14 protein-coding genes are annotated in these 14,571 nt (G+C 62.7%); 11 read left to right on the top strand and 3 right to left on the bottom strand.

Going from position 1 to position 14,571, the window contains the following annotated elements; translation table 11 throughout:
- Positions 1-30 precede the first annotated feature (30 nt).
- From ABEG21_RS25975 to ABEG21_RS25955, 5 genes are all read left to right on the top strand, one after another.
- Positions 31-1,059 (top strand): ABC transporter ATP-binding protein, encoded by a 1,029-nt coding sequence (locus tag ABEG21_RS25975; protein ID WP_347559109.1) that lies wholly within the window; start codon positions 31-33, stop codon positions 1,057-1,059.
- Between the two features lie 134 nt (positions 1,060-1,193).
- On the top strand, positions 1,194-2,237 hold the full coding sequence (locus ABEG21_RS25970) for an ABC transporter ATP-binding protein (protein ID WP_347559108.1): 1,044 nt from the start codon (positions 1,194-1,196) through the stop codon (positions 2,235-2,237).
- 7 nt (positions 2,238-2,244) lie between these two features.
- A complete protein-coding gene (locus tag ABEG21_RS25965; RefSeq protein ID WP_347558475.1) occupies positions 2,245-3,768 on the top strand; it encodes an ABC transporter substrate-binding protein in 1,524 nt (507 codons plus the stop codon).
- A gap of 7 nt (positions 3,769-3,775) precedes the next feature.
- On the top strand, positions 3,776-4,720 hold the full coding sequence (locus ABEG21_RS25960; protein ID WP_347558474.1) for an ABC transporter permease: 945 nt from the start codon (positions 3,776-3,778) through the stop codon (positions 4,718-4,720).
- Positions 4,720-5,619: an ABC transporter permease gene (locus ABEG21_RS25955; RefSeq protein WP_347559107.1), complete on the top strand. Its 900-nt coding sequence runs from the start codon at positions 4,720-4,722 to the stop codon at positions 5,617-5,619. The genes ABEG21_RS25960 and ABEG21_RS25955 overlap by 1 nt, the downstream gene beginning before the upstream one ends.
- Here ABEG21_RS25955 and ABEG21_RS25950 read toward each other — a convergent pair.
- On the bottom strand, positions 5,567-6,463 hold the full coding sequence (locus tag ABEG21_RS25950; protein WP_347558473.1) for a lytic transglycosylase domain-containing protein: 897 nt from the start codon (positions 6,461-6,463) through the stop codon (positions 5,567-5,569). The two genes, ABEG21_RS25955 and ABEG21_RS25950, sit on opposite strands and share 53 nt — an antisense overlap.
- A gap of 356 nt (positions 6,464-6,819) precedes the next feature.
- Between ABEG21_RS25950 and ABEG21_RS25945 the strand changes: the two genes are divergently transcribed.
- The 4 genes from ABEG21_RS25945 (at position 6,820) to ABEG21_RS25930 (ending at position 10,839) form a co-directional block, all read left to right on the top strand.
- Complete coding sequence (locus tag ABEG21_RS25945) at positions 6,820-7,920, top strand: 2-dehydro-3-deoxygalactonokinase (protein WP_347558472.1); 1,101 nt, start codon at positions 6,820-6,822, stop codon at positions 7,918-7,920.
- 9 nt (positions 7,921-7,929) lie between these two features.
- Positions 7,930-8,580 (top strand): 2-dehydro-3-deoxy-6-phosphogalactonate aldolase, encoded by a 651-nt coding sequence (locus tag ABEG21_RS25940; RefSeq protein WP_347558471.1) that lies wholly within the window; start codon positions 7,930-7,932, stop codon positions 8,578-8,580.
- A 76-nt stretch (positions 8,581-8,656) separates the two neighbouring features.
- On the top strand, positions 8,657-9,805 hold the full coding sequence (gene dgoD / locus ABEG21_RS25935) for a galactonate dehydratase (protein WP_347558470.1): 1,149 nt from the start codon (positions 8,657-8,659) through the stop codon (positions 9,803-9,805).
- Positions 9,799-10,839 carry an IclR family transcriptional regulator gene (locus tag ABEG21_RS25930; protein ID WP_347558469.1) on the top strand — a complete coding sequence of 347 codons (1,041 nt, stop codon included), beginning with the start codon at positions 9,799-9,801 and terminating at the stop codon, positions 10,837-10,839. Before dgoD ends, ABEG21_RS25930 begins: the two co-directional genes overlap by 7 nt.
- Here ABEG21_RS25930 and ABEG21_RS25925 read toward each other — a convergent pair.
- The gene (locus ABEG21_RS25925) at positions 10,836-11,783 is read right to left on the bottom strand and encodes a LysR family transcriptional regulator (RefSeq protein WP_347559106.1); all 948 of its coding nucleotides are present in this window, start codon (positions 11,781-11,783) and stop codon (positions 10,836-10,838) included. The genes ABEG21_RS25930 and ABEG21_RS25925 overlap by 4 nt on opposite strands.
- 248 nt (positions 11,784-12,031) lie before the next feature.
- Here ABEG21_RS25925 and ABEG21_RS25920 point away from each other — a divergent pair, with 248 nt between their 5' ends.
- Positions 12,032-13,354, top strand: a complete 1,323-nt coding sequence (locus ABEG21_RS25920) for an MFS transporter (protein WP_347558468.1) — start codon at positions 12,032-12,034, stop codon at positions 13,352-13,354.
- A gap of 31 nt (positions 13,355-13,385) precedes the next feature.
- A complete protein-coding gene (locus tag ABEG21_RS25915; RefSeq protein ID WP_347558467.1) occupies positions 13,386-14,168 on the top strand; it encodes a putative hydro-lyase in 783 nt (260 codons plus the stop codon).
- Between the two features lie 59 nt (positions 14,169-14,227).
- Here ABEG21_RS25915 and ABEG21_RS25910 read toward each other — a convergent pair whose 3' ends face one another.
- Positions 14,228-14,548, bottom strand: a complete 321-nt coding sequence (locus ABEG21_RS25910; RefSeq protein ID WP_347558466.1) for a DUF6388 family protein — start codon at positions 14,546-14,548, stop codon at positions 14,228-14,230.
- Positions 14,549-14,571 lie beyond the last annotated feature (23 nt).

Genomic DNA, 14,571 nt, shown 5'->3' with positions numbered 1-14,571 from the left:
TTCTCGTTGAAGTTTTCGCGCGATCCCAGCATGCCGAATCTGGTCGACGACGTCAGCTTCGAGATCCATCGCGGCAAGACCTTGTGCATCGTCGGTGAGTCGGGCTGCGGCAAGAGCGTGACATCGCTGGCGATGATGGGGCTGTTGCCTTCGCCGCCGGCGAATATCGTCTCGGGCGAGGCGATTTTTGAAGGACGCGATCTGTTCACGCTGGATGAGCGCGCGCTGTCCGATGTACGCGGCAATCAATTGGCCATGATCTTTCAGGAGCCGATGACGTCGTTGAATCCTGCGTTCACCGTGGGGCATCAATTGGCCGAAGGGATTCGCCGGCATCGCGGTCTCGACCGCGCCGCCGCGCGCGAAGCCGCGCGTCTGATGCTGGAGCGCGTGCGTATTCCGGCCCCGGAAAAACGACTCGACGCCTATCCGCATGAGCTGTCTGGCGGCATGCGGCAGCGCGTGATGATCGCGATGGCCCTGGCCAATCAACCGCGTCTCTTGATCGCCGACGAACCGACGACGGCACTGGACGTCACCATCCAGGCGCAGGTGTTGCAGCTCGTCCGGGCCTTGCAGGCCGAGACGGGAACGGCCATGGTGTTGATCACGCACGATCTCGGCGTGGTGGCGGAAGTCGCCGACGACGTGGCGGTCATGTATGCCGGCAAGATCGTCGAATACGGCAGCGTGCAGGCCATTTTCGAGAATCCGCAACATCCTTATACGATCGGCCTGATGGGCGCGATTCCGTCGATCGGCAAACGCGCCGGCGAATTGGCAACGATCCAGGGCGCCGTGCCGTCGCCGGATGCGATGCCTTCCGGGTGCCGTTTCGCGCCACGCTGTCCGTTTGCGGCGGCGCGTTGTATCGATGCGGTACCGCCGTTGGTGGCGGTGCGCGGGCACGACGACACGCAGGCCGACGGTGCGACGGACACGGCATCGACGCATCGTGCGGCATGCTGGTTTGCGCCGATCGAGCAGTATTTCGCGGAGGATGGGGCCCCGGCGCACGATGTCGAAACCGTCCGCCGTCACGCAGGAGCGCAAGCATGAAGGCGCACGTAGTGGTCGGCGGCGCAGCGGCCGCCGACGTTTCCGCTGCGGCGACCGCCGCAGCCACCGTGGGGCAATCGCCGATCATCCTGGAAGCGCGTGAGTTGACGAAGCGCTTCGGCGGGACCCGAAACATGTTCACGCGAACGCCCACCGTGCATGCGGTGAACGGCGTGTCGTTTTCCGTCGCGCAGGGCGAGACCTTTGCGATCGTCGGTGAGTCCGGCTGTGGCAAGTCCACGCTCGGCCGGCTGCTGTTGCGCTTGATCGACGTCAGCGACGGACGCGTGTTGTATCGCGGCAAGGACATCACGCACCTCGACGGCGCGGCCTTGCGCGCATTGCGTCGCGAGATGCAAATCATCTTCCAGGATCCGTTCGCCTCGTTGAACCCGGGGATGACGATCGGACAATTGATCGGCGAGCCGATGTCCCTGCACGGGCTGGCACACGGTAAAGCGCGCACAGAGCGCGTTGCGGACTTGCTGCGGACGGTCGGCTTGCAGCCCGCCTACGCGGACCGTTTTCCGCACGAATTTTCCGGTGGCCAGCGTCAACGGATCGGTATCGCGCGTGCGTTGGCTGGTGAGCCGACGCTGGTGGTCGGCGATGAGCCGGTCTCGGCGCTCGATGTGTCGGTGCAGGCGCAAGTCATCAATCTGCTCGAACGGCTGAAGCACGACTTGTCGTTGACGCTGATCGTCGTCGCGCACGATCTGGCGGTGATCCGACATATGAGCGATCGCGTCGCGGTCATGTATCTCGGCGAGATCGTCGAGATGGCACCGGTCGATCAGCTGTTCGATACCCCCTTGCATCCTTATACGCAGGCTTTGCTGCAGGCGATTCCGGTCACGAGTCCGGCGCAACGCAATGCGGGGCTGCGGCGCGCGCTCGGTGGCGAGTTGCCGAGCCCGACGGCGCCGCCACCGGGATGCCGTTTCCATACGCGCTGCCCGCACGTGCGGGAAGTCTGCAAACAGGAACGGCCGGTCAGTCAACGCGCCGGGGGTGACGGGCGCAACGTCCATCAGGTCGCCTGTCACTTCTGGCGCGAGATCCAGGCCGCGGGCAGCAGTGCCCCGCTGGCATCGCATCAGTCGGCCAGGTTATCGCAGCGTGTCGCGCTCTACCGCGCGGCACAGCAAAACGTTTCGGCAACACATATCACAGGGTGAGCGGCAAATGAGAAAGGTCAAAAGCGACATCAAGATCGGGCTGGCGGTGGCAGCGGCCGTTCTATGCAGCCAGGCGGCGTTCGCCCAATCGGGTCAGACGCTGCGGATCGGCATCCAGGACGATGTCGGAACGCTGGATCCTGCGCGCAGCACGCAGGTCGTCGAACGCATGGTGTTCAGTTCGCTGTGCAATGGGCTGGTCGATATCGCGCCGGATCTGAAGATCGTGCCGATGCTGGCGGAGTCGTGGACGCAGAGCGCCGACGGCAAGACGCTGACGTTCAAGCTGCGGCACGGCGTGACGTTCCAGGACGGCGAGCCGTTCAATGCCGCCGCGGTGAAGGCGAACATCGATCGCTATCGAACCATGCCGTCGAGCAATCGCCGCAGCGAATTGTCGTCGATCGACGCGGTGGACGTCGTGTCGGACGACACGGTCGCGCTGAAGCTGAAGGCGCCGGATGCGGCCTTGCTGGCCACGCTGAGCGATCGCGCGGGCATGATGCTGGCACCGAAGACGCTGAGCGATGCCGCCGGTGTCGCCGCGCATCCGGTTTGTTCCGGCCCGTATAAATTCGTCGAGCGCGTGCAGAACGACCGTATCGTCCTGGAGAAATGGTCGGGTTATTGGAATGCCGCGGCCTATCCGATCCAGAAAGTCGTGTTCCAGCCGATGCCGGATGCGACGGTCCGTCTGGCGAACCTGCGCTCCGGCTCGCTCGACATGCTGGAACGCCTGGCGCCGTCCGATGTGGCGGCGGTCAAGGGCGCGGCAAACCTGCAGCTCGTCAATGTCAGTGGTCTCGGCGAATACAACGTGACCTACAACATGGCGAACGGAAAGGGGGCGTCGGCGCCGCTGAAGGACAAGCGCGTGCGTCAGGCATTCGAACTGGCCATCGATCGGGATGCCATCAACAACGTGATCGGCGGCGGCATCTTCCAACCGGCCAATCAGGCGATCCCGCCGAACAGCCCGTATTACGATGCATCGCTGCCCAAGCCGACGCGCAACGTGGCCAAGGCGAAGGCCTTGTTGAAGGAAGCCGGTTACACGCATCTCGATCTCGAATTGACGTTCGGCAACAATACGATCTCGAATCAGATGGCGCAGATGCTGCAGGCGATGGTGTCCGAAGCCGGCATCACGCTGAAGTTGCGCCCCACCGACTATGCGGCCGCGTTGAACGCCGCGCATTCGGGCGACTTCCAGGTCCTGTACCTCGGCTGGTCCGGCCGCACGGATCCGGATGGCAATCTGCACCAGTTCGTTACGTGCAACGGGAATCTGAACTATGGGCATTATTGCAATGCCGACGTCGACAAGCTGCTGAACGAGGCACGTACGAAGCCGGACGTCGCAAGCCGCAAGCCGCTGTACGATGCGGCGCAGAAGATTCTGGCCGACGAAGATCCGCTGACCTATCTGTATTACCAGCCCTGGCCGTTCGCGCTGTCGAAGAAAGTGCAAGGCTTCGTTGCCTATCCTGACGGCTTGATCCGCTTGCGCGGCGTCAGCATCAAGGGGTAATCGGCTCGTGCTGCGCATACTCGCAAACCGCCTGATGGTCGCGGTCCCCACGCTGATCCTGGTGTCGATGCTGATCTTCGGGCTGCAGAAGATGCTGCCTGGCGATCCGATCCTCGCGATGGCCGGCGAAGACCAGGATCCTAAAGTCATCGCCGTGCTGCGTGCGCAGTATCATCAGGATGATTCGGTGCCGGTCCAATATCTGTACTGGGTCAAGGGCGTGCTGCATGGCGATCTGGGCCGCTCCCTGCGCACCGATGTGGCCGTGACGACGCTGATCGAGCAGAAGCTGCCGGTGACGATCCAGCTCGCGGTGATGGGCATGATGATCGCCGTGTTGATCGGTATTCCGCTGGGCGTCTTATCGGCGGCGAAGCGGGGCACGGCGATCGATCATGTCGCCAATGTCGTCGCGCTGTCCGGCATGTCGATTCCGAACTTCTGGCTCGGTATTCTGTTGATCTTCATCGTCTCGGTGAAATGGCAGCTATTGCCTTCGTCCGGTTATGTGTCGCCCGGAGAGGATTTCTGGCTCAGCATCAAGACGATGATCATGCCGGCCTTCGTGCTCGGCGCGGCGTTGGGCGCGCAGTTGATGCGCCATACACGCAGCGCGATGCTGAGCGTGCTGCGCGCGGACTATATCCGCACCGCACGCGCCAAAGGCCTGCGGGCGCCGACCGTCGTTATCAAGCATGGCTTGCGCAATGCGCTGATTCCGATCGTCACGGTGCTGGCGCTGTTGTTCGGCGAACTGCTGGCCGGCGCGGTATTGACCGAGCAGGTCTTCACGATTCCCGGCTTCGGCAAGCTCATCGTCGACGCGGTGTTCAATCGGGATTATGCGGTGGTGCAGGGCGTCGTGCTGGTGACGGCGGCGAGCTTCATCGTCGTCAATCTGCTCGCCGATGCGCTGTATATGCTGTTGAATCCCCGTTTGAGGCGCCAATGATGGCTGCTAGCAAGAATCCGGTTTCCGCTCTCTCGCCGAACGGCAAAGATCGTCCCGTGCCGCGGCGCGGACAGAATCGCGCCTGGCGCAAATTCAAGCGCAATCGTGCCGCGGTGGCCGGCGGCGTCATCGTGTTGCTGATCGTCCTGGTCGCCGTGTTCGCGCCCTGGCTGTCGCATTACGACCCGGTGCAGGCGAGTTTCATGGACGTACGGCAGGCGCCGTCGGCCGCGCATTGGTTCGGCACCGACGAACTCGGTCGCGACGAGCTGACCCGCATGATCTGGGGCACGCGTGCGTCCTTGCTCGCAGGCGTGGTGTCGGTGGCCATCGCGGTGTTGATCGGTCTGCCGCTGGGACTATTGGCCGGCTATTTCGGCAAGCTCGTCGATGGCGTGATCTCGCGCCTGGCTGACGCGCTACTGTCGATCCCTTTCCTGATACTGGCCATCGCGCTGGCGGCGTTTCTCGGGCCGAGTCTGACGAATGCGATGGTGGCGATCGGCGTGTCCGCCATGCCGCGCTTCGTTCGGCTTACGCGCGGGCAGGCCATCGCCGTCAAAGCCGAGGAGTACGTAGAGGGCGCGCGTGCGATCGGTCTGGGGCATGGACGGATCATCCTGCGCTATATCCTGCCGAATGTGCTGCCGCCGATTATCGTCCAGGCGAGCTTGACCATCGCCACGGCGATCATCGCGGAGGCCAGCCTGTCCTTCCTCGGGCTCGGCCAATTGCCACCGGCACCGTCGTGGGGCGCGATGTTGAATACGGCGAAGGATTTCGTCAGTCAGGCACCGTGGATGTCGGTGTTTCCCGGTATCGCCATTTTCCTCGCGGTATTGGGCTTCAACCTGCTGGGCGACGGATTGCGAGACGCATTGGATCCGCGCGAAGGCTGATCGGGACCTCGGCGCGAGGCGCCGAGAAGGCGTGTTGCAGTGCCTCGCCCGATAGATCGTCGTGGAGCACGAGGCGGGCATACTCCCGCTCGACCTTGTCCGCGTAGCGCATTCTCAATGCGTGGCGATCCGCGCGACTACCGGCGTTATAGGCGCCGACGGCATCCCAGTTATAGCCATGTCGCCTGACGTTCTGCGCCAGGATCTCGGCGCCGGTCATGATCGATACGCAGGGATTCTCCAGCAACATGGCCGCCGTGACCCCTTTCTGTTCCAGCCGCGGCAGATGCACGCTGTTGATCTGCATCAGTCCCAGATCGCGCGAACCATCTGTGTTGCGATGAATCGTATTGCTGCGAAGGCGGGTTTCCACCGTACCGATCGCGACCAATAGCAGTGGATCGATGCCGAAGCGCTTGCCCGCGTTGGTCCAACATCGTGCGTAGGGACGCGCTGCCGTCGGCATCAAGGATTCCCCAAGACAGGCGGCGGCGTCTGCCGCCGCGATCATCGATGCGCCTTCGGCGCGGGCCTCCTCCGCTCTCTTGTTTTCGTTCTCCCGGGACGCCTCCGCGGCCTGTTCCGGCCGATCGGGCATGCCGGGTCGATACGAGCTGGCCATCAGGCCCGCGCTCGCGATGACGATGCCTGTCACGAGCCGCGTGAGGGTCGGCGCGATACGGCGCGTGCGCGCCCCTGTGTTGCTGCGTGACGTCTGACGCCGACGGGGGCGGTCGATCAGGCGGAGCAGCCGTCCCAGCATCAGGCGGCTGCGACGCACGATATGGCTGCGTGGCCCGCGCGAGATCAGGGATCGTATTCGTACCGATAGGGCAGCGGACATCGTCAAAAATCTCCGGAAAGGCGTGGGGGAAGGCGCCCTGCGGAAACCCTGCGCGTCGGTGCGGTGCAATGACGACGAAGAAGGAGACAGGCGCTGCATCTCTATTGCTGCCTAGGCATTTAAGGGATGCAGCATCAGCGTATCGATCGATCCGTGAGCGGACCATTGGACCAGGTCTTAAATCAGAAGCGTGGCAGCAGCCGCGCAGTGCAATCTCCCACATAATGGGATTGAATCTCACTATATGTGCAGTGCGTGGACTCGTGGGTACAATCTCGTCAATAAGACGCATCGCATCGATCCTCTTTTGCAAGGGGCGAGATGACGATGCAGACGAGACATGAACAGGAGGGCGAATGAGTGCGGACAAGGGGGCAGCGCGTGTCGCTGACGGCATGACGCCTGCAAGGCCGAAAGGTGGGATCGATCTGGCCGATGGCGCGCTATTGGCATTGGATTGGGGCACGTCGTCGCTGCGCGCGTATGTATTGGATCGTGCGGGCGAGCCATTGGCCTTGCGCCAAGAGCCGTGGGGATTGATGCAGGTGGACGAGGTTAGCGGCAAGCAAGGCGCGGCCGGCTACGAAATTCTGTTCGATCGCGTGCTGGGAGACTGGGCGAGTCTTCCCCGCGATATTCCGGTGATCACCTGCGGCATGGTTGGCAGCGCGCAAGGCTGGCAGGAGGTGCCCTATCTGCCCGTGCCCTCCGCGGCAGCCGATCTCGCGCGTCAGTTGGCACCGATCCGACACAGCAACGGCCGCACCATCTGGGCCGTCCCCGGTTGGCGGGAAGCGGGAGCGTTGCCGAACGTGATGCGCGGCGAGGAGACGCAGATCTTGGGGGCGCTCGCACAATGGCGCGCGCTGCGGGGCCATGCGCAGACTCCGGCGCGGCATCGGTGGTCCGACGAGGCGGATGTCCTCCTCTGCCTACCTGGCAGCCATTCGAAATGGGCGCGGATGGCCGGCGACACCATCGTCCACTTCGACACCTTTATGACGGGCGAGGCCTTCAACGCCTTCAGTCGCCATACGATTCTCGCCCGGACGATCGCGCAGGGCGCGGACCCCGACGCCGATGCATTCGAGCGTGGCGTGCGCACCGCGTTGGCGGACGATAGCAAGGGCCTGCTGGCCAATGTGTTTTCCTGTCGCACATTGGGCTTGGCCGGTGAATTGAGTGGGTCGCAGCAGGCAGATTATCTGTCCGGGCTGTTGATCGGTGCCGAGATTGCCGGCATGCGGCCGGCGCTCGATTGCGACATCGCCCTTGTCGGTGACGACGCGCTCTGCCGTCGCTATGCCACGGCCCTGACGCTCGCCGAGATCGGGCGCGATGTGCCGATCCTCTCGACGGCCACCGAACGCGGACTGTGGCGCATCGCCAGCGAAGCCGGCTTGGTCGCGACGACCGACGGGGCCGCCGACGAGCGCTCCTTTGCATCCATCGATTGAGGATCTTCCATGACATCCCCTTCTTCCCATCCCGTTCTGGAAACCGCGTTGCGTGCCTGCGGTCTCGTGGCGATCTTGCGCGGCGTGAAGCCGGACGAGGTTGCCGATATCGGACAGGCCTTGTATCAAGCCGGATTTCGCGTGATCGAGGTGCCGTTGAACTCGCCGGAACCGTTGCAAAGCATCACGACCTTGCGGCGCACCTTGCCCGATGACGTCGTCATCGGCGCCGGGACCGTGCTGTCCCCGGAGGACGTGCCGCGCATTGCCGAGGCCGGTGGCCAGATTATCGTCATGCCGCACTCGGACGCGGCCGTCATCCGTGCCGCGCGCGCCGCGGGCATGGCTGTCGCACCGGGTGTGGCAACCCCCACCGAGGCCTTTGCCGCGCTGGCGGCGGGCGCCCATGTGCTGAAGCTGTTTCCCGCCGAATTGCTCGGCCCCGCCGTGGTCAAGGCATGGCGTGCGGTGTTGCCGAAGGACGTGCCCTTGGTGCCCGTCGGCGGCATCACCCCGGACAATATGGGGGCGTTCCTGGACGCCGGGGCGCAGGGTTTCGGACTGGGTTCGGCCTTATACCGGCCGGGACTGACTGCCGCCGAAGTCGGCGAACGGGCGCGCGGTTTCGTGGCGGCATGGCGTGCCGTCCGGCCGGCCTAGTCGAATGACGTTTTCGGCGCTGCGCACGCCGCGGCGCCAACGTGTTGCTAGAGATCGATAAAGGAGACGCAGGACCATGAAAATTACCAAGATCACCCCGTTCATCGTGCCGCCGCGATGGCTCTTCATCAAGGTGGAGACGGACGAGGGCATCGCGGGGTGGGGCGAACCGATCGTCGAAGGACGCGCGCACACGGTGGCCGCCGCCGTCGAGGAGCTGGCCGATTACCTGATCGGCAAGGATCCGCGCCATGTCCAGGATCACTGGAACGTCCTCTATCGAGCAGGCTTCTACCGCGGCGGCGCCATCCATATGAGCGCGCTGGCCGGTATCGATCAGGCATTGTGGGACATCAAGGGACGCGCGCTGGGCGTGCCGGTGCACCAGTTATTGGGTGGCCCCGTGCGGGACCGCATTCGCGTCTACTCGTGGATCGGCGGCGATCGTCCCGCCGATACGGCGGCCGCGGCGAAGGCGGCAGTGGGACGTGGCTTCACCGCGTTGAAGATGAATGGCACCGAGGAACTGCAGTTCGTCGACACCTACGACAAGATCGATCTGGCCATCGCCAACGTGGCCGCAGTGCGTGAGGCGGTGGGGCCGCACGTCGGCATCGGCGTCGATTTCCACGGGCGCGTGCACAAGCCGATGGCAAAGGTATTGATCAAGGCGCTGGCGCCGTACAACCTGATGTTTATCGAAGAGCCGGTGCTCAGCGAGAACCATGAAGCGCTGCGGGAGCTGGCCGGTCTGAGCGCGACGCCGATCGCATTAGGTGAGCGTCTTTATTCGCGTTGGGATTTCAAGAAGATCCTGAGCGAGGGCTACGTCGACATCATTCAGCCGGATGCATCGCACGCCGGCGGCATCACCGAGACCGTCAAGATCGCATCGATGGCGGAAGCCTACGATGTGGGTCTGGCACTGCATTGTCCCTTGGGCCCGATCGCATTGGCGACTTGCCTGCAGATCGATGCCGTTGCCTACAACGCTTTCATTCAGGAGCAAAGCCTCGGCATTCACTACAACAAGAGCAACGACCTCTTGGACTATGTGAGCGATGCCTCGGTGTTCGATTATCGGGACGGCTATGTCGCGATCCCGCAAGGGCCTGGCCTGGGTATCGAGGTCAACGAGGAATACGTCCGCGCACGTGCCGCCGAAGGGCATCGCTGGCGTAACCCGGTATGGCGCCACGCCGACGGGAGTGTGGCCGAATGGTGATGCTGAGCGAACGGACGATGCAGGCGGCCGCGGTCGCGCGCGGTCCTGTACCGCGCTCTGTGCCCAGCCCCGAACCGGTGTCGGAGGCGACGGCCGGCCTGCAAGCAGGCCTTGCTGCCGCCAGTCCGCCCGCCGGCGCACAGACGTTGTTGCGGGGTCTCGCGGTGCTGGACGCCGTAGGCGGGGGCGTGCGCTCGTTGAAAGCGTTGGGTGAGCGCCTGGGTACGACGCGGAGTACGACGCATCGTCTTGTGTCCACGCTGGTAGTCGAGCGTTATCTGCGCGTGAGCGGCGGACAGTATTTCCTCGGGCCGCGGGTGTTGGAGCTGGGTTTTCAGGCGCGCGAGCAGATTCCGCTCGCGGCGCTTGCACGGCCTTATCTGGATCGGCTCGCCGCGCTGACCGGCGATACGATACACCTCGGCGTACGCGAGGGCGACGATGTGCTCTATATCGAAAAGATCGCCGGTCGGCAGGGTCTGCAAATGCGTTCGCGCGTCGGACAGCGGATGCCTATCGCGCTGACCGGTGTGGGAAAGGCGTTGATCCTCGATGATGCGCCGGCGCAGTGGGAGGCCACGTTTCGTCGCGTGGCGGCGCGCGATGAACACGCGGCCCTCGAACCGTCGTGGAACGAGGGTGCGAATGGCAACGGCGTCAGGCCTTTGGCGGAAGCGACGATGACGCATGGACGTGTCGAGCCGGACGATGCGTTGGCACGATTGGCGAGCGCCTGGCATCCGGGCGGCGAGGGGGTGTCGCCTGCCCATGTGCGGCCCGGTCTGGGGGATCTGCTCGCGCGAATGCAAGACTATGCGCGAGGGGGCTATGCCTTCGATCTGGAGGATAACGAACCATCTATTCGCTGTGTTGCCGCGCCGATCCGCGATGCGGGCAAGGCGATCGTGGCCGCCATCAGCGTGTCGAGCACGGTGCCGTATATGCCGCATGAACGCATGTCCGCGTTGCGCGGTATCGTCATCGATATTGCCCACGCCATCTCGATGGAGTTAGGCTATCCATCGGCACGCTAGTCCGCATCTTCGTCGTCGCCGATGGGACGCGGCGCGTGACGATCTTCCACGATACCGACTTGCTCGTTCGTGCCGGCCAACGGCAAGGATGCTTCGATCACGCATTGCATGAATCGCTCCAGCATCTTCTTGCGCGGCTGTACATTGCGTTCCAGAATGCCGATATCGCGATGAAAGGTTTCCTCGCCCAAGGACAGCACCGTCACCGCGTCATTGACGCGCAGGGATGCGGCCAGCGGCACCAGCGCCACTCCCACGCCATGCGCGACGAGGTCGACGATGGCTTGCAGCTCATCAAGTTCGACGATCTCCTGAACATTGATGCGCGAGCGTCTCAAAAAACGATCGACCAGGCGGCCTCCGAACGACCCGGTGTCGTAACGTATAAAAGGATGTGCGCGTAGGCCATCCCGCCATGAAGCAATCGATAAGGTCGCCGGCACCAGCATCACATAGGGCTCCCGGCGCAAGGTCTGCCAGCGTAACTCCGATGGAATCGCAAAAGGCGGTTTGATCAGGATGGCCAGGTCGGCATCGCCCGAGTCGACCATCGACAACAGATTCAACGACAGCCCGGGAATCAGGCGGACACGCCATGCGGGCGCAACCGTGCGAAAGCGCTGCAAGGCCGGCACCAGGAAGGAGACCTGTGCCGAGGCGATCGCGCCGACACGCAACTGTCCGCCTTGCTCGTTGTCTTCATCCGGATGGGCGAGGCGGGCATAGACCGCAAGTAGTTCTTCGGCCACAGTGACCGCCCGTTTGCCGGCTGGATTCAAGCTCGCGGAACGACCGGTGCGGTCGAACAGCGGAAAACCGAGGTCTTCTTCCAGCCGCTGCATCTGCGCGCTGACCGCGGACTGGGTGACGCCGATATGGGCGCCTGCGCTGGCGAACGTGCCGAATCGCACCACGGCGAGAAAAGTTTTCAGTTCGCGCATCATCGCCAGGATCTCATCGAAATTTTTGGTGCATCGTCGTCCCTTTATTATCGGTCCTCTGCTGTATGCGTCAAATTGTTTGATGAATGCGTGGCTGCGCGTTCTTGTCTCAGCATGCGCGTCGCGCCGCGTGGCGTCATGATTAATGGAATAGCAGCCCAAATATAATTGGACCTCGGCACAAAAAACGCAAATTTGACGTATTTTCTCCGGCGTTAGACTGGTTTCGCCACTTCTATGGGAGACGTCGAATGCGCGCGCCAACCACGCACCTGCCGGGCTTTTCCACCCCCACCACCGATGCCGATGGCGTCTACCGCAAAGTAGCGTTCAAGGTATTGCCGCTATTGATCGTCTGCTATCTGTTTGCCTATCTCGATCGTGTCAACGTCGGTTTCGCCAAGCTTCAGATGTTGCAGGACCTGAAGCTGTCAGATGCCGCCTATGGCTTCGGCGCCGGCATTTTCTTTATCGGCTATTTGATTTTCGAAGTGCCGAGCAATGTGCTGATGATGCGGATTGGTGCGAAGAAGACCATCTGTCGCATCATGATTCTGTGGGGGCTGATTTCCATGGCCATGGCGTTTGTCCAGACGCCCACGCAGTTCTATGTTGTCCGCTTCCTGCTGGGATTGGCCGAAGCCGGTTTCTATCCCGGCATCGTGCTCTACCTGACGTTTTGGTTCCCGTCCTATCGACGCTCGCGGATGTTGGCGATTTTCTATATGGCGGTGCCGCTGTCCGGCATCATCGGCGGCCCCGTGTCCGGTTTCCTCTTGCAGTTCGCCGGTGGGCAGGGTGGCCTTGCCGGATGGCAGTGGCTGTTTTTAATCGAGGGCTTGCCCTCGGTGTTGCTCGGCATTGCCGTGCCTTTCCTGTTGTGCAATTCGCCGAAGGAAGCCCACTGGCTGAGCGACGACGAGAAAAAATGCATCCTCGACGACCTTGCCGAGAACGAACGGGAGAAGGCCGCACTGGCGTCGAAGCACCCTGGCGTCATGGGCGTCATCCGCGACGCGCGCGTCTGGAAAATGTCCTTGCTATGCCTGTGTCAGGCGATGCTGATCTATGGCCTGAGCTTCTGGTTGCCTTCGCTGGTGCAGCAGCTCGGCGTGAAGGGCAGCTTCGACATCGGGCTGATCAGCGCCATCCCCTTGCTTTTTGCAATGGTGGTCATGCAGATCAACTGCCGGTCGTCCGATAAACGCAAGGAGCGACGCTGGCATTTGATCGTGCCGTTCATTACCGCGGCCGTGTTCCTGTCGCTGAGTACGGTACTGCGCAATCCGGTGATTGCGATGGGGGCCCTGACGCTCGGCGTTATCTCATCCTATTGCGTGACGACGATCATGTGGTCGCTGCCAAGCCTGTTTCTTTCGGGCGTCGGCATGGCCGCCGGGATCGGCATGATCAACGCACTCGGTGGACTGGGCGGCTTCATAAGCCCCTGGGTCATTGGTGTCGCGAAGGACGTGACGCACAGTACTGCGGGCGGCCTTTATTTCGTTGCTTTGGTCTGCTTGGTGGGCGCGTGGCTAACGTATCGACTGCCTGCTCATGAAGTGAATCGCTGATGCTTGTTTCGCCCTTTACAGGAGAGAGTTCATGCACATTCATGCCACCCCCGCCGCATTCCGCCAGGTTGTCCGGAGCAATGCATTCGATGTTCCAACGCCAGGCCAATGCCCGGGGTACGTCCAGGGCAATCTGGCCATCCTGCCGAAAACATTGGCCGACGATTTCTTGCGGTTTGCACGGCTTAATCCCAAGGCGTGCCCGGTCATCGGCATGACGGAACCCGGTGACCCGCGCGTGCCGGAGCTGGGCGATGTCGATCTGATGCATGACGCGCCGATGTACTGCATCTTCGAAAATGGCAAGCAGGTGGGCGAGGTGCGTGACCTGAAAGAAGTGTGGCGCGACGATCTCGTCGGCTTTGTATTGGGTTGTTCGTTTTCTTTCGAGGAGCCGCTGGTGCAAGCGGGCATTCCGCTGCGCCATATCGAGCAGGGCACGACGGTGCCGGTCTACCGTACCGCAATCCCGAACAAGCAGGCAGGCCCGTTCGGTGGTTCGATGGTCGTGAGCATGCGCCCGATGACGGCGGCACATGCGATTCGGGCGGTGCAGATCACGTCCCGGATGCCGGGCGTGCATGGTGCACCGGTGCATTTGGGCGATCCGTCGCTGATCGGTATCAGTGATATCGACAGGCCCGATTGGGGTGATGTCGCCGAAATTCGCCCGGGCGAGATCCCCGTATTCTGGGCTTGTGGTGTGACGCCGCAGGAAGCCATTCGCAGTGCGCAGCCTTCCTTTGCCATCACGCACAAGCCCGGTCATATGGTCATCACCGACTTGAAGACGGCCGACCTCGCCATTCTTTGACCGCAAGAACGCCTGGGCACGGAGCGCGTGCGCGATCCACCGACAGTGTGTGACTTGCCTTACTGGGCCGCGACCGGTTTCCGATACTCTTCGAGGCTCATCCCCAACTCTTGGGCCGCTTCGCGATCGTAAGCCTCGGAAAGGCGTTCGCGCTCGGCGGGGTCGTCAATGCCGAGGCGCAGCAGGTAGCGGTAAGGATCGAGGTTGAACGTCCGCGCCTGCTGGCCGATGGCGCGTTCGACGTGGAAGCGACGGGTCTCGTCTTCACTGACGTCGTGTCGTTGCGCATCCGATATCGCGGCGCTATCGATCTTGGCGGCAAGTTTGGGGTTTTTTTCGAGAAACCGACGGGTGGCTTCTGCCAATTGTTCGGGACTCATATTCGGGCCTGTAGTGAGGACAA

The organism is Robbsia sp. KACC 23696 (assembly GCF_039852015.1).
Lineage (GTDB): Bacteria > Pseudomonadota > Gammaproteobacteria > Burkholderiales > Burkholderiaceae > Robbsia.
The sequence above is the reverse complement of the archived record's forward strand: the minus strand, read 5'-3'. Positions and strand labels throughout refer to the sequence as shown.